The organism is Rossellomorea vietnamensis, from assembly GCF_001305855.1.
Lineage (GTDB): Bacteria > Bacillota > Bacilli > Bacillales > Bacillaceae_B > Rossellomorea > Rossellomorea vietnamensis_A.
Window position 1 is genome coordinate 20733 of record NZ_LIXZ01000009.1, and the last position, 22172, is coordinate 42904.

Genomic DNA, 22172 nt, shown 5'->3' on the forward strand with positions numbered 1-22172 from the left:
GTTTAAGTTGATAAAGGAATATCCTTGTGACTCGCTTCCGCCTTGTTAATATCCTTTTCAGGTGGATTCCGCTTGAAATAATAGAGAAGAACCAGAACGACGGACACGGCCAAAATCGCATAAACGGAAACGAACAGTATGAAAAGGGTCCCTAAGTTCCCTGAAGTGGTCACCGAGTCTTCCGTACTGAGAATGCGGTAGATCGTCCAAGGTTGTCGACCTGTACAGGCGAAGATCCAGCCGAATTCGATGGCCATGATCGACAGCGGCCCACCGGCGACGAATGCCCACATCAGCCATTTCGGGAAACGGTCTTTCTTCAGTAGCTTGTTCCATACATAGGCCACCAGCGATAGTAAGATAAGCAGTGAGCCGATCCCGACCATCGCGTTGAATAGGGTATGGACGAAAAGAGGCGGCCAATATTCTTCAGGGAAGTCGTTCAATCCGATCACTTCCGTATCGAAACTGTTCCCGGCAAGGAAACTGAGTGCCCACGGAATTTCAATCCCCCACTTTACTTCTTGAGTGGCAGGGTCGGTGAAACCTCCAACGGAAAGTGGAGCATGAGTCTGGGTTTCGAACAAACCTTCCGCTGCAGCCAATTTCTCAGGCTGATACTCATGGAGCTTTTGGGCCGATTCATGTCCATTGATTGCGGTCAAGAATGCGAATACACCCCCGACTAATAAGCAAATCATGAGTGACTTGCGGTGAAACGCATAAATCCTCGATCCGAAAGACGATCGGAGCATTTTAAAAGCGGATACGGTTGCAATCGTAAATGACCCCACTACATAGGCCGATAATGCCACGTGTCCGGCGGTTACGAAGAAACTCGGATTAAAGAATGCTTTCCACGGATCTACGTTGGTTATCTGCCCGTTTATGATTTCAAATCCGTCAGGCGTTCCTTCAAACGCATGTACATTGGTGATGAGTACAGCTGAAGCAAGACCTCCGATGGCGACAAGGACCAGGCTCACAATCCTCATCCATGGTGCAATGCGATTCGCTGCATACACATAAATGGACATAAACAATGCTTCCACAAAGAAAGCATAGATTTCAATTTGAAACGGCAGGGCCATGACTCGGCCGATGACTTCCATAAATCCCGGCCAAAGGAGGGACAATTGAACGCCCGCGATCGTTCCTGTCGGGATACCAACCCCTAACAAAACGGCAAACGCCTTGGTCCAGCGCTTGGCCATCACGGAATAATCAAGGTCATTGGTCCGTTGAAACATAATTTCGGCAACAAGGATCATTAACGGAATACCCACTCCAAGTGTGGCAAAAATGATATGAAACCCCATTGTGATCCCAAACATGGAACGAGCAATTACTAATTCATCCATTTTCAAATCTCCCTTTACTAGTCTTTAACATTTCCTTATTGTCCACTTAATGGAAAATAATATTCATGTTTTTTAGGAGGGAGGGTTATGTATACCACATAAAAAAAAGAGCAGCCACGGTGGCTGCTCTTATTGCAAAGCTTTTTTCAACATATCAATGTTCCTTTTCATCAATGAAAAGTAATCCTCATCCTTTTTTCGATCATCGGCTGTAAGGACGGATAAATTATGAAGTGTCAGTGATTTCGCACCCAATTCATCTTGGACGACTTCTGTCAGGCGTGAAGAGACATTCTGTTCAAAGAAAATGTATTGGACGTTGTCTTTTTTTCCTTTATCAATGATTTCTTTCAGCTCCTGCTGGGACGGTTCATTGGCTGTATTCAATCCGGCGATGGCTTCCTGGTGGAGGCCGTAGCGTTCTTCCCAGTAGCTGTAGGCTGCGTGGGAAACGTAAAAGGTTTTCTTTGGTGCGCTGTCAGCCATCTTTTTGAACTCTGCGTCTAACTCATCCAGGTCACCCGACAGCTCTTCAAAATTCGCCTGGAATTCCTCTTTATGCTCGGGCATTTCCTTTGAGAGGGTGTCGGCAATATTCTTTGCCATTTGCTTCGAATACACGGGATCCAGCCAAATGTGTGGATTCACATCGTGGTGATGGCCATCCTCATGGTCGTGTTCATCAGCACCCTTTTCGTGAGGCACTTCGATTCCTGTACTTGTCGGTACCACTGTAACGTCTTCGTTTTCTAATAATGATTTAGATTTTTCAACGAAACCTTCAAGGCCCATCCCGACATAGAAGAAAACATCCCCATCTGCCATCTTCATCATGTCTTTCTGAGATGGTTCGAAGGTGTGTTCATCAGCACCGGGGGGGTAGATGCTTTCTACGTCCACATAGTCCCCGCCGATTTTTTTCGTGAAATCCTCAAGAGGGTAGACAGTGGTGTAAATCTCTAATACATCTTTCTTTTTGCCGTCCTGACCGGAGTCGGCTCCACATGCAGACAATACGAAAATCAATAATAATAGCAAACTCATGCGAATATAGTTCAAGAGGAATCCTCCTTTTTTAAGTCGTGTCCGTTTCTTAACTGTAATGATTACGATTTAGCACACAGGTTATTTTACTACCGATAGGGGGAATAAGCAAGATAAATGGATGGTTTTTATAAAAAAAGACTGCCTCCTAAATTTGGAGCCAGTCTCAATCATTTATTTTTTTGCCGCGGCCATTCTTCAGGCACGTGGTCGATTCCTCCAGGATGAAATGGATGACACTTCACAATCCGCTTGATCGTCAGCCAGCCGCCCCTGAGTGCGCCAAACCGGCTCACGGCCTCGACACCGTAATGGGAACAGGTAGGATAAAAGCGGCAAGTTGGGGGTTTAAGAGGAGAAATGACGCGTTGGTAAAGCTTGAACAATACTAACAATACTCGTTTCATGATCCGTCTCCCCGTACAATTTTCTTTTACTATATCAGAATCTGTAGGCGGATTGAAAGGTTTTGGCCTGTAAGCCCGGATGTGGAAAGGTTTTTTACCTAATTCAGATTAAGTTGATGAAATAACTATGAATTTACGTTATACTATGTAGTAGAAACTAAATGGGAGTGATTTTAATGCCTTCAGTAGAAAGCTTTGAATTAGATCATAATGCAGTGAAAGCACCTTATGTCAGACATTGTGGTGTGCATAAAGTAGGAAGCGACGGACTTGTGAATAAGTTTGATATCCGTTTCTGTCAGCCGAACAAGCAAGCGATGAAGCCTGATTCCATTCATACTCTTGAGCATTTATTAGCCTTCACGATCCGTAAATATGCAGAGCCTTATGCTCATTTTGATATCATAGACATTTCCCCGATGGGTTGCCAAACGGGTTATTATTTAGTCGTCAGCGGGGAGCCGAAAGTGGAAGAAATCATCGACCTGCTGAACGCAACGATGAAAGAAGCGGTAGAAATCGAGGAAATCCCTGCAGCCAATGAAAAACAATGCGGGCAGGCGAAGCTTCATGATTTAGAAGGAGCCAAGAAGCTGATGCGTTTCTGGTTGAGTCAAAGCAACGAAGATTTGAAGCAAGTATTCGCATAAAAAAAGCCACCGTTCATGATTGAACGGTGGTTTTTTGTGTTTACTCTTTATGTTCCTTTTCCTCATCCTGTTTCATCTGTTCGAGGTGAGGATTGTTTTCGAGTGGATCAACTGTATGTTTAACGGTTGTGTAGGCTTTGGACGTAGTAAGGGCACTGACGAAAATCACCAGGATACAAATGACAACCGCAATGATCAAAACAAGAGTCATTGACATCACGCAACCCCCTTTTTTTCACTATTTTACCATAGAAAGATCGGCCATTCAGGAGAAAAAGCAACATTTTTATGACGTTTCCTATGTTTTCCATTGGATGTTTGTTATTCTGAGTATAGTATGCACCAATCTTCACAGACGAAGCGAGGGGGAAGATACCATGGAAATGTCTTCTATGATGGGAAAACAGGTGGCAGAGCTTCAGAGGACGCTCAGCATGAATCTGCTTAAGAGCCAGATGGCGACTCAAACGGCACAAGTCACGGTGATGATGAGGGATATGCAGGCAAGTCAGCCTGCACAGCATCCAAGTAAAGGACATGCGGTGGATATAAGAGGATGAAAAAAGCGTTGCTCCGGGATAGTAGGAGCAACGCTTTTTAATTTTGGATATGTCTAGCTCCGGCGGGTAGAGGCTCGAGGTCATAAGTCAGGAATGCCAAAAAGGCAAAGAGCGCCTTTCCAGCATTCCCGTCTTATGCTTGTTGCCTCTGACCAACCCGCCTGCGCTTTTCTTAATGTAAACTCTTCTTCTCCAACCTCACGCGTTCTTCGCTGTTGGACCATTTTTCTTTCAATGTTTCGAATATGTATAAGCGGAAGAAGTATTGTAGTTCTTCTGTTTCCATTTCCTGTATCATTTCCAATAGTTCATTCCTGGATGTATCTTCTAAGATTGTAAGGGCAATGAGGTCTAAGTCTTCGTCGGTACCTTTGATTCTTCCACGGTACATTTCATAGATTTCTTCGATCAACTTCATGCACTTCACCTCCCTTTAGTTCCATTTTAACATGAACGTTTATGAATTACTCTACATATTATGCTAGGACAACTCTTATTTGTCTTTACCCTTTTATCGGACTTTCTAACCACGGATAGGCGTTCTGCCCCAGCTGATACGGCGTCGCTCCAGTGGTGATGCGTAGGTTGTCTGTGATAAACCAGCCACTATGAAAAGGAGATGGTCTAGTTGGAGAAAAGCATGCTGCTGTTTGTTGGATCGGGTCTTAGTGCTCTTATTCTTAACTTATTCGGAGAGTGGGACATGTTGATTACGTTTCTGTTGATCGCCGTGACCCTCGATTACTTCACCGGGATGATTGCAAGCGGGCTCGAAGGTAAGCTATCAAGCAAATACGGGGTGAAAGGGATTGGCCGGAAAGTGCTGATCTTCTCGCTTGTCACCGTTGCTCACCTTATTGATACTATACTAACAAATCAACACTTTATTCGTAATGCGACGATTATTTTTTATTTATGTAATGAGATGATTTCGATCATTGAGAATGTCGGGAGAGCAGGAGTGCCCGTACCGGAATTTTTACGAAAAGCGGTTGAAGTGTTGAAGAAGAAATCGAAGTGAATAGAATTTCGTCAATTGAGGAAAATGAAGGGTAAGTACTGTGAAGGAGTGGGAAGATGAGCGAAGAAAGACATGATTATTATATTGAAGTGGCCACCGGTGAAATTTCAAGAAGCTCGACGGATTCCGAATGGAACTTTAAAATATCTGCGACGGATGAAGAAATCACCCAGCTTCGGGAGGTATTCGATTCCAATCACTCGGTCGACTGGCAAGGTTTCTACCGGGCTCACGTTCCTTATGTTCAATATCATTTTGATCGGGAAAATGATGCCTATGATGAAAACCTGCATCAAGTGTATGAAATGCTCCACCGACTGGGGGATGAAGACGTAAAGACCTTCATTGAAAGTATAGGCATCCTCGATTCCAAGCCTCATGAAAACCACGAGTAATGATAAAAGTGTTGGTTCAGAAGTGATATCTGTGGACCAATGCTTTTTATTTGTGGTTAGATGAAAGAAAGCGTGTACGGATGAGGTGACGTAAATGGAACAATTTACAGATGAAAATGGCATAAAAGTAGAATTATCTTTTCATAAGGGGAAGTTTCAACAGGAATCCTATCATGTCCTCGTGATCTGCCGCTATAAAGGCCAATGGTTATTGACCCGCCATAAAAAGAGGGGTCTCGAGTTTCCAGGGGGGAAGAGGGAACAGGGTGAGACCCTCGAGGAAGCAGCGACACGTGAAACGTTTGAAGAAACGGGGGGAGTGATCAAAGAGCCTGTATTCATTGGGGAATATAAGGTGTTTGACCGCACTCCGTTTGTCAAAACGATTTTCTTTGCGGAAGCAGATGAGCTTATCCGCAAAGATGATTATCTGGAAACAGAAGGAGCCGTGCTATGGAACGGTGATTTTTCACATATTCAGAAAGACCCTTCCTTTAGCTTCATCATGAAGGATCAGGTGGTGGAATCGGCACTGATAAGAGTAAGAGATCTCGATCTTATGACTTGATCCATTTCTTCTCAAGCTGCTCCACGAGTTTATACATAATGGTTGCGAAAACGGCAATGACGAGAAGGGAGAGAAGGACAAGGGTAAAGTTAAACACCTGGAATCCGTAGATGATCATGTAGCCGAGGCCCTTGGCGGAGACAAGGAATTCCCCTACGATGACGCCGACCCATGATAGCCCTACATTGACCTTCAAGGTTGAAATGATGGTAGGGAAGGAGGCGGGAAGGATGACTTCTTTAAACATCTGTCCCCGTTTTGCCCCGAATGTCTGCATCACCTTTAAGTAATTCGGATCGACTTCCCGAAAGGATGTATAGACGACGATGGTGGTGATGATAACAGATATGACCGTCCCCATGGCGATGATGGACGTAAAGCCCGGTCCAAGTCCGACAATCAAGATCGGCCCGAGGGCGACCTTTGGCATGGCGTTCAGGATGACAAGGTAGGGGTCCAGTACTTTCGAGAGAAACGGTGACCACCAAAGTAAAGCGGCAAGCAGGGTCCCGAGCAGGGTGCCGAGGATGAACCCGATGACGGTTTCACCAAGGGTCACGGACAGATTGGCTAAAAGGCTCCCGTCCCCCACCTTCACGATGAAAAGTTTCCATATTTTCGAAGGTGAACTGAAGATGAGGGGGTCCACCCAGCTGTTTCGACTGGCAATCTCCCACAGTGAGAAGAAGACGGTGAAAATAAGGGCTTGATAAAACCAAACCCATCGCTGCTCTCTTTTCAGTGAGTGAATGTATTCCTGGTGTTTTTGCTTAATCGATTCGTGATTCAAGTTTCTCAAGCTCCTTCCAGATGGATTGGAAAAATTCAGGATATGCTTCATGATTCCTGACTTCGAAGGGCATCAATCCCTTTAACGGCTGGGGTACGTCGAATATGATATGGACACGCCCCGGTTTCGAACCGAATAGAATGATGCGGTCACTCATGGAGATCGCTTCCCCGATATCATGGGTGACGAGGATGGCCGTTTTTCCGAAGGACTTTAAAGTGGAAAACACTAGATCCTCTAACTTCAATTTCGTTTGATAATCGAGTGCAGAGAAAGGTTCATCCAGGAGTAGTAATTGAGGCTCGGTGATGAGTGTCCGGATCAGTGCGACCCGTTGACGCATCCCCCCTGATAATTCCCGTGGGTAAGAGGTCTCTACTCCCTCGAGGCCCATTTCCCTCAATAAAGCATGTGCTTCTTTTCTTTTATCCTCGGTCAGGTTCCCCATAATGGCCAAGCCGAGAAAAATATTCTCTTCAATGGTCTTCCACGGAAAGAGATAGTCCTGCTGAAGCATATATCCCAACTTCTTCTTCATATTCCTGATTGGCTTATCGTTTAATGTTACAGTTCCTTCCGTCGGCTGAATGAGCCCGGCGACAATGGAAAGAAGCGTCGTCTTTCCGCATCCCGACGGTCCGATGAATGAGACGAATTCACCTTCTTCCACCTGCATTGAGATATCTGTGAGGGCATGGGTGGCCGTTTTCGGTGAGAAGTAGGTGTGGTGGACGGAATCGATCAATAGAAAGTTCACTGTTTTAAGCCTCCATTTTCGGATTTTTTACAACGGAAGGGCTGACGTGTGTCAGCCCCCGGGTATTGCTACTTTGCTACTTTTTCAGCAATGGAAGTGTTTACGAGCGTTTTGTGATCGATGGACTGAGGGAGTTCTCCTGCTTCATCCATGATGGCTTGAAGATTGTTCCACTCTTCTTCATCCAGGATCGGGTCTGTTGCGAAAGAGCCTTGTGATTTATACCGGTCGACAACCGTTTCGATTAAATCCACTTTTGTATCTTCGAAGTAAGGCTCAATCACTTTGGCGATATCGGCCGCTGAATGTTCTTCCACCCATTGCTGTGCTTTGTAAAGGGCTTTCGTGAATTTCTCCACCGTTTCTTTGTTTTCTTTCATGTAACTGTCTTTCGCCATGAAGGTCGTGTACGGTACATGCCCTGATTCCGTGCCAAAGGAAGCGACGATATGTCCTTTTCCTTCTTGTTCAAAGATCGAGGCTGTCGGTTCGAACAATTGGACGTAGTCGCCGGTACCAGATGCAAAGGCATTGGCAATATTGGCAAAATCAATGTTCTGGATCAGATTTAAATCGTTTTGGGGATCGATGCCATGGTTCTTCAATACGAATTCCCCGACCATCTGCGGCATGCCGCCTTTACGCTGTCCAAGGAAGGTTGAACCCTTCAACTGATCCCATTCGAAGTTCTCCACCTTTTCCCTGGAGACAAGGAACGTACCGTCGGTTTGGGTCAATTGAGCAAAGTTGATGACCGGATCATCCGACCCCTGCGCATGGACATAGATGGACGTTTCAGAGCCGACCAATGCGACATCGGCACCGTTTGATAAGAGGGTGGTCATCGTCTTATCCCCGCCCCATGTGGTGGTCAGTTTAATGTCGAGCCCTTCTTCTTTAAAGAATCCTTTTTCAATCGCTACATATTCAGGTGCATAAAAAATTGAGCGGGTCACTTCCGCTACACGAACCTTTTGGACAGCCTCCTCTTTTTCTCCACATGCAGTCAATCCGATGGTCAACATGAGAATGAGGAGTACACCTAGACCACTTTTAAGCCATTTTTTCAATTCAATCTTCCTCCTTTAATCCTTGCGGGTAATCGATATGGGGATGAGTGCAGCTCTCTTCGCCTTGTTTATCTATCCGGCGGAAGGGTAGGATGGTCATAAAGCTCTTTCGCATCGGCTATTTAGATTTGCTAAAATATTCTATGTACAGTATAAAAAATGTGTGAATACCCATTGCACGTGTTGAAAGGAAGAGAATATGAAGAACGGAACGATCGTAGAGAAAATCCTGTTTCCATCTCCGAATCCACATGTTGAATTATATGAAATCACCTATATATCCTCGGGACTGAGGGTGAAGGGGTTACTGGCAGAGCCGTCTGTAAAGGGTTCATACGACGGTTTCCTCTATTTAAGAGGGGGGATCAAAGGCGTCGGGATGGTCAGGCCAGCCAGGATCGCTCAGTTCGCTTCTCAAGGATTCATCGTGTTTGCGCCCTATTACAGGGGGAACCTTGGGGGAGAAGGGAATGAGGATTTTGCGGGGGATGACCGGGAGGATGCTGTTTCCGGCGTGGAGCTGTTGAAAGATCACCCCCGGGTCACAAAGAATCGGATTCATGTATTCGGCTTTTCAAGAGGCGGTGTCATGGCCCTCCTGGCAGGAATCGAGTCGAGGGATGTGAGGTCCATCGTCACATGGGGTGGCGTGTCGGACATGTTCTTGACGTATGATGAACGAAAGGACATGCGCAGAATGATGAAAAGAGTGATCGGGGGCAGTCCGAATAAAGTCCCTGAAAGATACGAATGGAGAACTCCCTTATATTCACTTGAAAATCTTGTGGCACCGGTCTTGATCATTCACGGCGAAAAAGATCAGAACGTTTCCGTCGAGCATGCATATAGATTAGAAAAAAGATTGAAAGAGCTCGGGAAGCAGGTTTCGTCCCATTACTTCAAAGAGTTTACCCACTACTTTCCGCCAAGGAAAAATCAAGAGATCGTTTCCCTGCTTTGTTCATGGATGAAAATTCAATAAATGAAAAGGATTGAGGTCATATAAGATGGGCATGGGTCTGGAATTAAATACGATGATTGTGACAAAAGGAAAAGAAGTGAGAAAAGAGGAGAATCTGTTTCAGCTTCAAAAGGACGGTTACCGCCTTTATCCGATGCATCTTCCCATTGATGTGAAAAAAACGAAGCACAGTGATCCCAGTGGTTTCGGAAGGATCGAAAAGATGGAGTGGAAAGATGATAAAACGACGATCGTCTACCGGTTGATTTCCCTCAATTCCACCAATTAATAAACGGAAGGCTGTAAACATAAGCTTACAGCCTTCCGTTTTATTTGATTTCTTCATATAGTAGATAGCGGTTATCCTTTGTTTGTGCGATAAGATAGTTTTTGTGGTCTTTTACGCTGTAAATGGGTGTACCTTTTGGAAGTGTATTAGCCGTAAAGTCATTGACGGGGTGATACTTGGTTTCGATCTTTTCTTTGATTGACCCCACTTTTTTATCAAGGGTCAGTTTCTTCTCCTCTGATACTTTCACGTACTCCTTGTCGTTCACGACCATCATATCCCCATAGCCACATAATTCATACGATGCAGGTTTCTTCTCCCCGCAGGCACTCAATACGAATACACATAAAAGTAATACGGCCAGACGCTTCATATGTCTCCTCCTTTTCCATTGTGCACATACTCAAAAGATATTCAGGCTTGTACGCTAACATGAATTTTTTTACTCTTTTTTTACGGAAATTGTGCTTCCCTAATTCTTCTGATTTGTGTAAACTTAATGGTACAAGTAGTTTACATACACAAGGGGGATTTAACATGAATGGAGAAAAACTGCGGATGATCATTCACTGTGCCATCTTTGCTGCAATGACAGGAATACTCGCACAGATTGAAATACCACTGCCACTCGTTCCCATCAGCGGTCAAACTCTGGCTGTCGGGATCACGGCCACCATTCTTGGAAGCAGATACGGGGCCCTGTCCTTGATTTGCTATGCGGCACTCGGGGCAGTAGGGGTCCCTGTATTTGCTGGATTCAGTGGAGGGGCACAGGTGCTGGTCGGTCCGACGGGAGGATATATCTTCGGATTTATCATTGCGGCTTACTTTACAGGATTCATTCTTGAAAAAACGAAATTTACGATTCCGATGGCGATGATCGCCAATACGGTCGGCATGGTCATCACGCTGATCCTTGGTACCATCCAACTGAAATTTGTGGCGGATCTGGGCTGGAGTCAGGCGATGGCAGCGGGGGTTTATCCGTTTATCGTCGTTGGACTGATTAAAGCATTCCTGGCGAGCTGGATCGGCATCACCGTAAGAAAACGGTTGGTACAGGCGAAATTGATCCAGAACCGGAATGTTGCAGCATAAGAAAAAAAGTGGACTCCTATTTTTAGGAATCCACTTTTTTTCATTTGAATTTATACATTGACCAATAGCCGATATCTTTAAATCCGATACGCTTATAAATTTTTCCTGCTTCAGGATTATCATAAAAAAGACATAGTTCTTTTCCTTCGTTCAAAACGTCCCGGCAGAGCTTTGTCATGCATTCGGTGGCGTAGCCCTTTTTCTTATATTGGGGATGGGTACATACGGCGACGATCATGGCGGACATGCTGTTCTCCGCTGTGGTGGAAGCGGAAGAAACAAACTTTCCATCTTGTTCGACGAAGTAGCTGCGGGCTACCCCTTTTACCATCCCGTGCCTTCGTTTATCCACTGTAAAACTTCCTCCGCTGAATTCAGGGATGGCGTTTAAAAGCTCTACCAGTTGCGGTAAATCAGTGATAGTGGCCTCTTTCACATGGGGCAGGTCGTGGTCATCCATGGAAGAGGTATTGTCGCATTTAGCATAATACATATGCCTCTTCGAATCGATCTTCCTTGATAAGAAGGGTTCAACTTCAGTGACAATCTGCTTTAATCCTGAAACGATGCTGTAGTCTTCCGTCCCGTTGATGATAGCGGCGAATCCTTCTGCGTCGAAATCCCCCATGGAAAAAGGGATGAAGTTTTCACGGTATTTAAGGAGGATCCCCCTTAAGTTTCCTTCATCATCAAAATCTCCCCAGATCTTCTGGAAATCCTGCTCATATCCAAAGGCTTCGATGTCTCCGATGATAAATAAATTCTCAGCAGGCTGCTGCTGAATGAGTTGCTGACATATAGCATGATCTTTCTCTGTAAGCTGTCTGATCATCTTTATTCCCCCTGTGAAATTTAATCATAATCATACCAAAATTAGTAATATTTAGTAAAGTGTTATTTTTCATTGGATTTTGAAAAAAGAATAGGGAAAAGGTAATGGTTTTAAAATTCACATTATAGGGAAACTTATGAGCAACAACAGTTTTTCTATATTAGTTCTAAGGAGGAGCACACATGCTTTGGACCATCATCGGAATCTTATTAGTTCTTTGGTTACTAGGATTGATCTTTAAAATCGGTGGAGCAGTCATCCATGTTCTACTGATCATCGCCGTTGTCGTATTCTTATTCAACAGAATCACCGGCCGTAAAAAAGGGCTATAACGATAACAAAGGTCCGTCCCTCAAAGTTGAGGGACGGACCTTTGTATGTGAAATGATTTATTTAACGGTCGGACCGCCTTTTTGCTCGATGTCTGAAGGGACGTTCGAGAATTTCTTGAAGTTCTCGTTGAATTTGTGAGCAAGTTCTTTTGCTTTTACTTCATAGGCCGCTTCATTGGACCATGTCTTCTTAGGTTGAAGCACTTCGTCAGGAACACCTGGTACGTGAACCGGGATGTTCAGGCCGAAAATTTCGTCTGTTGCCGTTTCCACATTCGTAAGCTCACCCTCAAGGGCTGCCTGGATCATGGCGCGGGTGTAGGATAGCTTCATACGGTTCCCAACTCCGTACTCTCCGCCGGTCCAACCGGTGTTCACAAGGAATACCTGAGCATTGTGCTCGTCGATCTTCTTACCAAGCATCTCTGCATAGCGAGTGGCAGGAAGCGGAAGGAACGGTGAACCGAAGCATGTAGAGAATGTTGCTTGTGGTGACGTGATTCCACGTTCTGTACCTGCAAGCTTCGATGTATAACCGCTTAAGAAATGGTACATTGCCTGTTCTTTCGTCAGCTTGCTGATCGGGGGCAGTACCCCGAATGCGTCAGCTGTTAAGAATACAATTGTATTTGGATGTCCTGCGATACTTGGCTCCACGATGTTTTCCATCGCTTGAAGGGGGTAGGCAGCACGCGTGTTTTCTGTTAAAGTGTTATCATCATAATCCGCGATGCGGGACAGATCACCAAGAACGACATTTTCAAGGACGGAACCGAAACGGATCGCATCAAAGATCTGAGGTTCTTTTTCACGAGTCAGGCCGATGCACTTCGCGTAGCAGCCGCCTTCGATGTTGAATACACCGTTAGGGGACCAGCCGTGCTCATCGTCACCGATCAAACGGCGGTTGGGATCTGCGGATAGAGTCGTTTTCCCTGTACCGGACAATCCGAAGAACAACGCTACATCGCCTTCACGACCGACGTTCGAAGAGCAATGCATGGAAAGGATATCGGATTCAGGAAGTACATAGTTCATGACCGAGAAGATGGATTTCTTCATTTCACCGGCATATTCCGTACCGCCGATCAATACGATCCGTTTTTCAAATGAAACGATGATGAACGTTTCAGAGTGGGTGCCGTCGACTTCAGGGTCAGCTTTGAAGTTCGGAGCTGAAATCACGGTGAATTCGGATTGATGATCTTTCAGTTCTTCTGTTTGAGGACGGATGAATAATTGGTGGGCAAACAGATTATGCCACGCGAACTCATTGATCACTTGAATCGGTAGTCTATGTTTAGGGTCTGCGCCTGCGAACCCTTTAAAGGAGAAGACTTCTTCTTTTTCTTTTAAGTATGCGATGACTTTCGTATATAATTTATCGAATGATTCCATGGATATCGGTTGATTGACAGAACCCCACTCGATTTTATCCTTCGTAGTTGGTTCTTCCACAATAAATTTATCTTTAGGAGAGCGTCCTGTGTATTTACCAGTTTCTGCTCTGACTGCACCTGATGATGTTAAAACGCCTTCATTTCGTTGAAGGACCTTTTCGACTAGTTGCGAAACAGATAATTGTTCCTGAATGTTTTGACCGTTAAGTAATTCTGTTAATTCATTAGACATGCTCACTGAATTCATTAGAACCCTTCCTTTATATAAATTTATTTAATGGTATCGTTTTCTTCACAAAAATAGTATAACACAATCAAGCTATTAGTCTATACTATTTATTTAATTTTATAATGTGTCTTCATTTTGTCACATTTCTTGACCGAATAAAGCTTGTTTCTTCTTATTTATATGAAACACATTGTGCAATGTTTAGCCTCATTACCCCATTAGGTTATTTTAATGAAGAAAAACAGGCTGAAATCATGAAATGAATGGTTAAACCTGTCATTCAAAAAAAGTTGACACCACTTGTCCTAACCGTTATCATTGTTCCTTGAACGGATACTCTTATCCTGAGCTGGTGGAGGGAGCAGACCCTATGAAACCCAGCAACCTGCTAAATAGTGAATGGATCTCATTTTCTAAATGATCCGATTAAGCGAAGGTGCTAAACTGAGGCAAGGTCTCTAAAACCTTGAACGATAAGAGAGAAAAGGCGCGGCTATGATCTGAAACCTTTCCTCTGAAGCTTTTTTCCTGAGGAAGGGTTTTTTCTGTTTATAGTGGACCACATGCACATAAATCATGATTTATTTATAAAAGAATCATGTTTACTTCATACTACTTAGGGAAATGAGTACCGTATCTGTTTACTGTTTTGTCAGAAGAATATTTCTGGCAAATATGCTTAAGGAGGAACCTTGATGTCAACTAAACGTCGTCTGTTTACATCTGAGTCCGTAACCGAAGGACATCCAGATAAAATTTGTGACCAAATCTCTGATTCAATTCTTGATGCAATTCTTACCAATGATCCGAATGCCCGTGTAGCGTGCGAAACGTCTGTCACAACGGGTCTCGTTCTGGTTGCCGGTGAAATCACTACGAATACGTATGTCGATATTCCAAAAATCGTTCGCGAAACAATCCGTGAAATTGGCTACACCCGTGCGAAATATGGCTTTGATGCTGAGACATGTGCCGTTCTTACATCCATTGATGAGCAGTCGGCTGATATCGCCCAAGGTGTCGATCAGGCCCTTGAAGCACGTGAAGGTCAAATGACGGATGAAGAAATCGATGCCATCGGTGCAGGTGACCAAGGGCTGATGTTTGGTTTCGCTTGTAATGAAACGAAAGAGCTTATGCCTCTTCCGATTTCCCTTGCACACAAAATTTCCCGTCGCTTAACAGAAGTTCGTAAAGAAGAGATCCTTCCTTACCTTCGTCCTGACGGAAAAACACAAGTTACCGTTGAATATGATGAAAACGACAAGCCTGTCCGCATCGACACGATCGTTATCTCGACTCAGCATCACCCTGAAGTGACGCTTGAGCAAATCCAACGTAACCTGAAAGAGTATGTCATCGACCCGGTTGTACCGAAAGAATTGATCGATGAGGAAACAAAATACTTTATCAACCCTACTGGCCGCTTCGTAATCGGTGGACCACAAGGTGATGCGGGACTCACTGGACGTAAGATCATCGTTGACACATACGGCGGATACGCTCGTCACGGTGGCGGTGCATTCTCTGGTAAGGATGCAACGAAAGTGGACCGTTCAGCAGCTTATGCAGCACGTTATGTAGCGAAAAACATCGTGGCAGCAGGACTTGCTGAAAAATGTGAAGTTCAATTAGCGTATGCAATCGGGGTTGCGAAGCCCGTATCCATCTCTGTTGATACATTTGGAACTGGGAAAGTATCAGAAGATGTTCTAATTGACGTTGTCAGCAATAACTTTGACCTGCGTCCTGCAGGAATCATCAAAATGCTTGACCTTCGTCGTCCGATCTACAAGCAGACAGCTGCTTACGGACACTTCGGCCGTAACGACATCGATCTTCCTTGGGAACGCACGAACAAAGCGGAAGCATTAAAAGTAGAAGCACTGGGCGAATAAAGGAAGATAGAAGAGACCAACACCTTTTCGGGTGTTGGTCTTTTTGGTGAATTCCTATGTAGGAGGGCAAAACTGTTGAAACTTCCTACCGAAAGGTGCCATGCAAGAAAATCTTCCATGAGTATTCTCAGGGAGGATGGGGTATCCCAAGTATAGGAAGTTAAAACGGTTTAATGCTCTTATAATATTGTCCTTTTTCTGCGTATTCCCGGGATATACGCTTCATTTCGCTGATATCGTGCTCGTTAAGCTCCCTCACGACTTTGGCCGGCCGTCCGAACGCAAGGGTATTAGGAGGTATCACCTTCCCCTGTGGCACAAGGCTTCCTGCTCCGATGAAAGCCCCTTCACCGATTTCGGCATTGTCGAGGATGATGGAGCCCATGCCGATCAATGCCTTTTTCCTGATTTTGCAGCTATGGAGGATCACCCCGTGTCCTATGGTCACTTCATCTTCGAGGATAAGAGGGTTATTTGGACTCTGATGAAGAATGGAGTTATCCTGTATATTTACCTTATCACCGATCTTAGTGGGAGCGACATCCCCCCTGATGACGGTATTGAACCAAATACTTGATTCTTCACCGATCTCCACGTCCCCGGAGATGGTTACATAATCGGCGATGAATGCTGAATGTGCGATGATGGGTCTTTTATCGTAATATGGATAGAGCATTTTTTACTACCCCTTTCAATAATATTTATTATAATAATGGTAGCAGAATTCTTTCATGGAGAGAACTACAAAGGAGGATTTGTCATGTGGAAATGGGAATCAGATCAAGAGGCAAAGGCAGTCATCGTCATCATTCATGGGGCGATGGAACATCACGGAAGATATGGTTGGCTCATTGAAATGTGGCGGGCTGCAGGCTTCCACGTCGTAATGGGTGACTTACCCGGTCAGGGAATGACGTCAAGAAGCCAGAGGGGACATATCGATTCCTTTGATGAATACCTCGTGGAAGTGAAAGACTGGGTCCAGGCAGCCTATCAATTCGAATTACCTGTCTTTGTGATCGGTCATAGTATGGGCGGGCTTATCGCCATACGACTCCTGCAGGAATCCCATGTGAACGTAGCGGGTGTCATTTTATCCTCGCCGTGTTTGGGATTGGTTACGACCCCGCCTAAACCGGTCGAGCTATTATCCCTCGGTTTAAATAAAATCGCTCCCATGGTGAAGTTCCCCTCAGGTTTGACCATTGATATGGCGACCCGGAACGCAGATGTCCGGGAAATTGACAGCAATGATACGCTTTATATAACGAAAGTGTCTGTCCGCTGGTACAGGGAGCTCGTACAGGCGATGAAGGCAGCATTCAGCAACCTGGATAAAATGCCAGATGTCCCATTGCTTGTGATGCAGGCGGGGGATGATAAAATCGTCGAGAAAAAAGTTGTGAAGAAATGGTTCAATGAGCTGTCATTATCCGAAATGCATTACAAAGAATGGCCAAAGTGCTATCATGAAATTTATAATGAACCTGAAAGAGAAGAAATATATGAGTATTCAAAGATCTTCATTGAAAGCCGCTTGAAAGCGCTGGGATACATTTTGTAAAAGAGGTGATGAAATGTCGATACCAAGTGATCCCTTTTCATTAATGACAAGAGTGTACCGCACCGTTTTTCCCATCGTGCATGAAGAATTGGACGGCTGGAAAAAACGGGCGGAAAAGATACCCAATCAGGAACTCAGAAACCAGGCACTTGCGAGCATCGAGCATAAAACGTTCCATTGCGAAGGGGGATCGATCCTTTCCCTTCTGGCATTGGATCATAAAGCAGATACGATCCGGTTCATCGTCGCGTATCAGACGATCAGCGATTATCTGGATAATCTGTGCGATCGCAGTGTGTCCCTGGATCCCGATGACTTCGCCCTCCTTCATCAGTCCATGAAGGATTCCCTGACGGTGGGGGCGGAACCCGTCAATTATTATGCGTTAAGACGGGATCAGGATGATGGGGGATATCTCAGGGAACTGGTCCTCACCTGTCAATCGGTCCTGAGTCGATTACGTCACTATGACAGCATCAAGGGTGACCTCCTGGAACTGTGTGAGTACTATTGTGATTTGCAAATACATAAACACGTGAAGAAAGAAGAGAGAGAGGGAAGGCTTCAGGATTGGTTTGAAACCCATCGCCCGAATTTGCCTGAAATGGACTGGTATGAGTTTTCCGCCTGTTCGGGATCGACTCTTGGAATCTTCTGCTTAGTCTCTTATGCCAATCGAAGTGACTTCAAGCCTTCGTATACAGAGAAAATCAAGCGGGGGTATTTCCCGTACATTCAAGGATTACATATCCTTCTCGATTACTTCATCGATCAGGATGAGGACCGGGAAGGGGGAGATTTGAACTTCTGTTTCTATTATGAAAATGATGAGCATTTAAAAGAGCGACTCATCCATTTTCTGCAGAAAGCCGAAGAACATACCCATGAGCTTCCCCATGCCCATTTTCACCGTTTGATCAATAAAGGACTCATCGGGGTCTATTTGTCTGACGACAAAGCGAGTAAACAGGCAAGCGTCCAATCCTTCTCCAAACAATTCATCGGAGAAGCCGGCTGGATCACCCGATTCTTCTACCTGAACGGGAAAATCTACCGCAAATGGAGAAACCGCAAAAAAACATCTTAATAGACTATCGAGGGACGGACCTCCGAATTACTTCGGAGGTCCGTCCCTTTTTTTGTCTATTTCCCCCAACCAAAGTTGGACAATGTTACCCAATATAAGACCGAATATACCATATTTATACATAATTTTTTTGTTGATTTTCCTGGTTTAGTGACGATAGTCCTACTTTCTTGTCGACTGTATATGAATCTATTTAACTATATTCTATTTATTTCGTAATCCTAAATAACCAATTACTATCTGAATATATTTACTTTTCAGAATAGTGGAGTATATTGTAGTTAGTGTAAAAATTTAGTACATATTTTAAGGGGGAAAACTACTTGAAATCACGTAAAGTATTATCAATGGCCATGGTGGCGGCGCTGAGTGTAGGGGCATTTGCTGTACCTGCATCCGCTGCGACACAGACGCCTGAGAATGTTTTGGCAAAGCCGACGGTGAAATATGATCATAAGCATGGAGGGGCATTCGATTTAGGAATTGCGAACGATGAACGCCTGATCGAGATGCTGAAGAAAGAAGGGGAAATTAAGAAGAATGCGACCGCTGCAGAAGCACAGAAGGGACTTCAAAAATTCCTGAAAGCAAAAGCGGATTCTGCTGAGAAACAAGCAGATGAAGGCGAAGGCGAGCTTCACAATGAAGAAGTAAAAACGAAAGAAAAACTTCAAAAATCCATGAAAAATAATGGTGTGAAGAACGGTAAAGGAAATAAACTTGGTCATGCAAAGAAGAATTCTCCGGACCCCGTAAAGGAAGAAACATATGATGGAGAAAAGCGTACCGATGAAGTATTGGTACTTCTTGTAGACTATCCGGACAAGCCTCATAATTCCATGACGGCTGATGAAACGGATATGCATTATGAAGGGGACGATGCTTATTCCCGCGAGCACTATCAAGATATGCTATTTGGAACTGGAGGATGGAAAGGTCCAGATGGAAAGACATACGTTTCCATGAAGCAGTACTATGAGCAGCAATCTGGTGGAAGTTATTCAGTGGATGGAAACGTTGCAGGCTGGTACACAGCAAGTAAACCGGCAGCGGCATATGGTGGAAATGATCCACAGCCGGACGGCAGCGACGTCGATGCACGCGGCCTGATCAAAGAAGCTCTTGCTCAAGCGGCGGCTGACCCGGACGTTAACCTTGCAGACTATGACAAGTGGGATCGTTACGATCTTGACGGTGACGGGAACTACCTGGAGTCGGATGGACTTGTCGACCACTTGATGGTTATTCACTCTGGTGTGGGTGAAGAAGCAGGCGGTGGATCATTGGGATCTGACGCTATCTGGTCTCACCGCTGGAATCTTGGAGGAATCTTCCCGATTGCGGGATCTCCAACTCCTGAAGTTGATTATTGGGGTGCAGGAACCATGTACGCATACGACTACACAATCGAACCTGAAGACGGTGCAGTCGGAGTTATGGCCCATGAATATGGACATGATTTAGGCCTTCCGGATGAATATGATACCCAATACACTGGAACGGGTGAACCGGTAAGCTACTGGTCCATCATGGCAAGTGGAAGCTGGGCAGGGGATATCCCTGGTTCAATGCCTTCTGGATTTAGTCCTTATATGAAAGAAATGCTACAGGCTTCTGCTGTAGTGGACAATGAAGGAACTCAAGGTAATTGGCAATCTGGCGATGAAATCGATGCAGCAGATGTTACCCGCAAAGGTGAGGAATATCTGTTGGATGAAGCAGCAACAAAGGGTACCAATAACGATGTTGTAAAAGTGAATCTTCCAGACAAAGAGGTACAAGGAATCCTGCCTGAGTTTGGTGAAAAGTACTATTACAGTACAAAAGGAGACGAGCTTAATACATCACTAGTTTCTCCTGAATTCGATTTAACAGATGCAACAAATGCTACATTCAGCTTCAAAACATTATATGATGTGGAGTACGATTATGATTTCCTTCACGTTACGGCTACAACGGAAAGCGGCGAGGAAGTTGAATTGGACACGATTGGTGACGACGATACTGATGGAGACCAACGTGCAGAATCTACAAAAGGTCAATGGGTTGATAAGTCATATGATCTAAGCCAATTTGCAGGACAAAAAGTAAACCTTACATTTAATTATGTGACAGATGGCGGCCTTGCCCTTGATGGTTTCGCTTTGGATAACGCCACTTTAACAGTCGATGGAAATGTCGTGTTTGAAGATGGTGCTGAAGGAGAGCCTCAATTTGCAACAAACGGCTTCGAAGTATCAAACGGAATTTCCCTGAAGGAGCACTACTACCTGCTCGAATGGCGCAGTCATAACGGTGTAGATGAAGGTCTTGCCAACATCCGCCGCGGTGCAAGCTTAATGCAATTCGATGATGGTTTGGTTGTATGGTATGTAGATAAATCATACAGCGATAACTGGACAGGTAATCATCCTGGAGACGGTTTCGTTGGGGTTGTTGATGCTGACCAAAAAACAAACTACTGGAGCGACGGATCTGTAGGATCTACACGCTACCAGGTTCACGATGCAGCATTCAGCCTGGACAAATCAGAAAAAATGTTCCTGGATTACACTGAATTACTTGGACTGACGATGAAAGACAACCATACTGCACGTAATCCACTATTCGACGATAGTAAAGATTACAGCAACAAAGGTATGGTAGACGCTGGACGTAACGTACCGAACTACGGATTAAAATTCCGTGTAACTGGCCAAAGCCATGACGGTTCAGTCGGCAAAGTATTAATCTATAAGTAATAATCAAGCAAAGGGTGATGGCCATTCCGGCCGTCACCCTTTAAGCATGTTAGTGGACATTTTTTTCCTCAGAATTGATAATAATACACACATCAATCAAAGGAGATGTCCATTTTGAAGCTAAGTGTACTAGATCAGTCACCGATTGCAGAAGGAATGAGCCCGCAGGAGGCTTTAAATAATACAGTAGAGTTAGCAAAACATGCAGAGAAATTAGGGTTTGAACGGTTCTGGGTTTCAGAGCATCATGATTCCACGAGCCTTGCCGGATCATCACCGGAAGTGCTGATTGCCCATCTTGCCCAAAATACGTCGAGGATCCGTGTAGGTTCCGGCGGCGTGATGCTACCCCATTACTCTTCATACAAAGTAGCGGAGAATTTCCGTCTGCTTGAAGGGTTGAATCCGGATCGAATCGATTTGGGATTGGGAAGGGCTCCCGGCGGAATGCCGATGGCCACGATGGCCCTGCATGACGGCAAACCGAGGGATGTGAACCGGTATCCGGAACAAATCGATGATCTTCTCGGCTATCTGACCGATTCCCTGCCTGATTCCCATCCGTACCAGGGACTCACGGCGGCCCCAATGATCAAGACGATGCCGGAAGTATGGATGCTCGGCTCCAGTCCATCCAGTGCCATGCTTGCAGCCCAAAAAGGCCTTCCGTATACATTCGCCCAGTTCATCAATGGCGAAGGTGGCCCGCAATATACGCAAGCCTACCGAAACAATTTTGTTCCATCAGAGTATCTGAAGGAACCGAAAAATATCGTAGCCGTTTTTGCGATCTGTGCGGAAACGGATGAAGAAGCGGAAAGAGTCGCATCAAGCATCGACCTGTCGATCCTGATGATCGAGCAGGGCATGCGCTCGAACGGAACACCGAGCCCTGAGAAAGCGGCAGCGTATCAGTATACCCCATTCGAAGCAATGAGAGTGCGGGAAAACCGCAAGCGCATGGTCGTCGGGAATCCGAAGAAAGTGAAAGAAAAGCTCCTTGCACTGAGCGAAGAGTACCAGACTGATGAAATCATGCTTGTCAGCATCACATACGACTTCAAGGATAAACTCAAATCGTTCGAACTAATTGCAAACGAATTATTATGAAGAGACAG

Annotated in this window: 26 protein-coding genes and 1 riboswitch; of the genes, 14 read left to right on the forward strand and 12 right to left on the reverse strand. The window is 45.0% G+C overall.

Annotation, left to right across the window (positions count from 1 at the left end; genetic code table 11):
- Positions 1-2: 2 nt before the first annotated feature.
- From AM506_RS12905 to yidD, 3 genes are all read right to left on the reverse strand, one after another.
- Positions 3-1361 carry a cytochrome ubiquinol oxidase subunit I gene (locus tag AM506_RS12905; protein WP_060672903.1) on the reverse strand — a complete coding sequence of 453 codons (1359 nt, stop codon included), beginning with the start codon at positions 1359-1361 and terminating at the stop codon, positions 3-5.
- A gap of 129 nt (positions 1362-1490) precedes the next feature.
- Positions 1491-2420: a metal ABC transporter substrate-binding protein gene (locus AM506_RS12910; RefSeq protein WP_327205539.1), complete on the reverse strand. Its 930-nt coding sequence runs from the start codon at positions 2418-2420 to the stop codon at positions 1491-1493.
- 155 nt (positions 2421-2575) lie between these two features.
- Complete coding sequence (gene yidD, locus AM506_RS22140) at positions 2576-2812, reverse strand: membrane protein insertion efficiency factor YidD (RefSeq protein ID WP_079534055.1); 237 nt, start codon at positions 2810-2812, stop codon at positions 2576-2578.
- A gap of 176 nt (positions 2813-2988) precedes the next feature.
- Here yidD and AM506_RS12915 point away from each other — a divergent pair, with 176 nt between their 5' ends.
- Entirely contained in the window at positions 2989-3462 is a 474-nt protein-coding gene (locus AM506_RS12915) for an S-ribosylhomocysteine lyase (protein WP_060672904.1), read from the forward strand.
- Positions 3463-3502: 40 nt separating this feature from the next.
- Here AM506_RS12915 and ytzI read toward each other — a convergent pair whose 3' ends face one another.
- Positions 3503-3679, reverse strand: coding sequence for a YtzI protein (gene ytzI, locus AM506_RS22525; protein ID WP_235576111.1), 177 nt, complete (start codon positions 3677-3679; stop codon positions 3503-3505).
- A gap of 160 nt (positions 3680-3839) precedes the next feature.
- Between ytzI and AM506_RS12920 the strand changes: the two genes are divergently transcribed.
- Positions 3840-4022 (forward strand): hypothetical protein, encoded by a 183-nt coding sequence (locus AM506_RS12920; RefSeq protein ID WP_060672905.1) that lies wholly within the window; start codon positions 3840-3842, stop codon positions 4020-4022.
- Between the two features lie 172 nt (positions 4023-4194).
- Here the strand turns inward: AM506_RS12920 and AM506_RS12925 are convergent, their stop codons facing one another.
- The gene (locus AM506_RS12925) at positions 4195-4440 is read right to left on the reverse strand and encodes a DUF6154 family protein (RefSeq protein WP_060672906.1); all 246 of its coding nucleotides are present in this window, start codon (positions 4438-4440) and stop codon (positions 4195-4197) included.
- A 210-nt stretch (positions 4441-4650) separates the two neighbouring features.
- On the opposite strand from AM506_RS12925, the gene AM506_RS12930 reads away from it, so the two are divergent.
- From AM506_RS12930 to ytkD, 3 genes are all read left to right on the forward strand, one after another.
- Entirely contained in the window at positions 4651-5043 is a 393-nt protein-coding gene (locus AM506_RS12930; protein WP_235576112.1) for a phage holin family protein, read from the forward strand.
- Positions 5044-5099: 56 nt separating this feature from the next.
- Positions 5100-5438 (forward strand): hypothetical protein, encoded by a 339-nt coding sequence (locus AM506_RS12935; RefSeq protein ID WP_060672907.1) that lies wholly within the window; start codon positions 5100-5102, stop codon positions 5436-5438.
- 94 nt (positions 5439-5532) lie between these two features.
- A complete protein-coding gene (ytkD, locus tag AM506_RS12940) occupies positions 5533-6006 on the forward strand; it encodes an RNA deprotection pyrophosphohydrolase (protein ID WP_060672908.1) in 474 nt (157 codons plus the stop codon).
- Here the strand turns inward: ytkD and AM506_RS12945 are convergent.
- The 3 genes from AM506_RS12945 to AM506_RS12955 form a co-directional block, all read right to left on the reverse strand.
- Positions 5996-6796 carry an ABC transporter permease gene (locus AM506_RS12945; RefSeq protein WP_235576113.1) on the reverse strand — a complete coding sequence of 267 codons (801 nt, stop codon included), beginning with the start codon at positions 6794-6796 and terminating at the stop codon, positions 5996-5998. The genes ytkD and AM506_RS12945 overlap by 11 nt on opposite strands.
- Positions 6777-7553, reverse strand: coding sequence for an ABC transporter ATP-binding protein (locus tag AM506_RS12950; RefSeq protein ID WP_060672910.1), 777 nt, complete (start codon positions 7551-7553; stop codon positions 6777-6779). The genes AM506_RS12945 and AM506_RS12950 overlap by 20 nt, the downstream gene beginning before the upstream one ends.
- 68 nt (positions 7554-7621) lie before the next feature.
- Positions 7622-8578 carry an ABC transporter substrate-binding protein gene (locus AM506_RS12955; RefSeq protein WP_060673002.1) on the reverse strand — a complete coding sequence of 319 codons (957 nt, stop codon included), beginning with the start codon at positions 8576-8578 and terminating at the stop codon, positions 7622-7624.
- A gap of 244 nt (positions 8579-8822) precedes the next feature.
- On the opposite strand from AM506_RS12955, the gene AM506_RS12960 reads away from it, so the two are divergent.
- Together AM506_RS12960 and AM506_RS12965 are read left to right on the forward strand one after the other, a co-directional pair.
- The gene (locus tag AM506_RS12960; protein ID WP_060672911.1) at positions 8823-9605 is read left to right on the forward strand and encodes an alpha/beta hydrolase family protein; all 783 of its coding nucleotides are present in this window, start codon (positions 8823-8825) and stop codon (positions 9603-9605) included.
- A gap of 25 nt (positions 9606-9630) precedes the next feature.
- The gene (locus tag AM506_RS12965; protein ID WP_060672912.1) at positions 9631-9873 is read left to right on the forward strand and encodes a DUF2584 domain-containing protein; all 243 of its coding nucleotides are present in this window, start codon (positions 9631-9633) and stop codon (positions 9871-9873) included.
- A 40-nt stretch (positions 9874-9913) separates the two neighbouring features.
- Here the strand turns inward: AM506_RS12965 and AM506_RS12970 are convergent, their stop codons facing one another.
- The gene (locus tag AM506_RS12970) at positions 9914-10246 is read right to left on the reverse strand and encodes a hypothetical protein (protein ID WP_060672913.1); all 333 of its coding nucleotides are present in this window, start codon (positions 10244-10246) and stop codon (positions 9914-9916) included.
- Between the two features lie 164 nt (positions 10247-10410).
- On the opposite strand from AM506_RS12970, the gene AM506_RS12975 reads away from it, so the two are divergent.
- Positions 10411-10971 (forward strand): biotin transporter BioY, encoded by a 561-nt coding sequence (locus AM506_RS12975; RefSeq protein WP_060672914.1) that lies wholly within the window; start codon positions 10411-10413, stop codon positions 10969-10971.
- A gap of 40 nt (positions 10972-11011) precedes the next feature.
- Here the strand turns inward: AM506_RS12975 and AM506_RS12980 are convergent, their stop codons facing one another.
- Positions 11012-11803, reverse strand: a complete 792-nt coding sequence (locus AM506_RS12980; protein ID WP_060672915.1) for a GNAT family N-acetyltransferase — start codon at positions 11801-11803, stop codon at positions 11012-11014.
- Positions 11804-11985: 182 nt separating this feature from the next.
- Here AM506_RS12980 and AM506_RS22530 point away from each other — a divergent pair, with 182 nt between their 5' ends.
- On the forward strand, positions 11986-12135 hold the full coding sequence (locus tag AM506_RS22530) for a lmo0937 family membrane protein (RefSeq protein WP_106298475.1): 150 nt from the start codon (positions 11986-11988) through the stop codon (positions 12133-12135).
- A gap of 57 nt (positions 12136-12192) precedes the next feature.
- Here AM506_RS22530 and pckA read toward each other — a convergent pair whose 3' ends face one another.
- Positions 12193-13782: a phosphoenolpyruvate carboxykinase (ATP) gene (pckA, locus tag AM506_RS12985; RefSeq protein ID WP_060672916.1), complete on the reverse strand. Its 1590-nt coding sequence runs from the start codon at positions 13780-13782 to the stop codon at positions 12193-12195.
- 318 nt (positions 13783-14100) lie between these two features.
- Positions 14101-14244, forward strand: a riboswitch (SAM riboswitch).
- 215 nt (positions 14245-14459) lie between these two features.
- Between pckA and metK the strand changes: the two genes are divergently transcribed.
- Positions 14460-15662 carry a methionine adenosyltransferase gene (gene metK, locus AM506_RS12990; protein WP_060672917.1) on the forward strand — a complete coding sequence of 401 codons (1203 nt, stop codon included), beginning with the start codon at positions 14460-14462 and terminating at the stop codon, positions 15660-15662.
- A 160-nt stretch (positions 15663-15822) separates the two neighbouring features.
- Here the strand turns inward: metK and AM506_RS12995 are convergent, their stop codons facing one another.
- A complete protein-coding gene (locus AM506_RS12995) occupies positions 15823-16338 on the reverse strand; it encodes a gamma carbonic anhydrase (RefSeq protein WP_060672918.1) in 516 nt (171 codons plus the stop codon).
- An 84-nt stretch (positions 16339-16422) separates the two neighbouring features.
- Between AM506_RS12995 and AM506_RS13000 the strand changes: the two genes are divergently transcribed.
- The 4 genes from AM506_RS13000 to AM506_RS13015 all read left to right on the forward strand — a co-directional run bounded on the left by AM506_RS13000 (position 16423) and on the right by AM506_RS13015 (position 22164).
- Positions 16423-17226, forward strand: a complete 804-nt coding sequence (locus tag AM506_RS13000; RefSeq protein ID WP_060672919.1) for an alpha/beta fold hydrolase — start codon at positions 16423-16425, stop codon at positions 17224-17226.
- Positions 17227-17239: 13 nt separating this feature from the next.
- Positions 17240-18313: a tetraprenyl-beta-curcumene synthase family protein gene (locus tag AM506_RS13005; RefSeq protein WP_060672920.1), complete on the forward strand. Its 1074-nt coding sequence runs from the start codon at positions 17240-17242 to the stop codon at positions 18311-18313.
- A 323-nt stretch (positions 18314-18636) separates the two neighbouring features.
- Entirely contained in the window at positions 18637-21054 is a 2418-nt protein-coding gene (locus AM506_RS13010; protein ID WP_060672921.1) for an immune inhibitor A domain-containing protein, read from the forward strand.
- Positions 21055-21159: 105 nt separating this feature from the next.
- On the forward strand, positions 21160-22164 hold the full coding sequence (locus AM506_RS13015) for an LLM class flavin-dependent oxidoreductase (RefSeq protein ID WP_060672922.1): 1005 nt from the start codon (positions 21160-21162) through the stop codon (positions 22162-22164).
- Positions 22165-22172 lie beyond the last annotated feature (8 nt).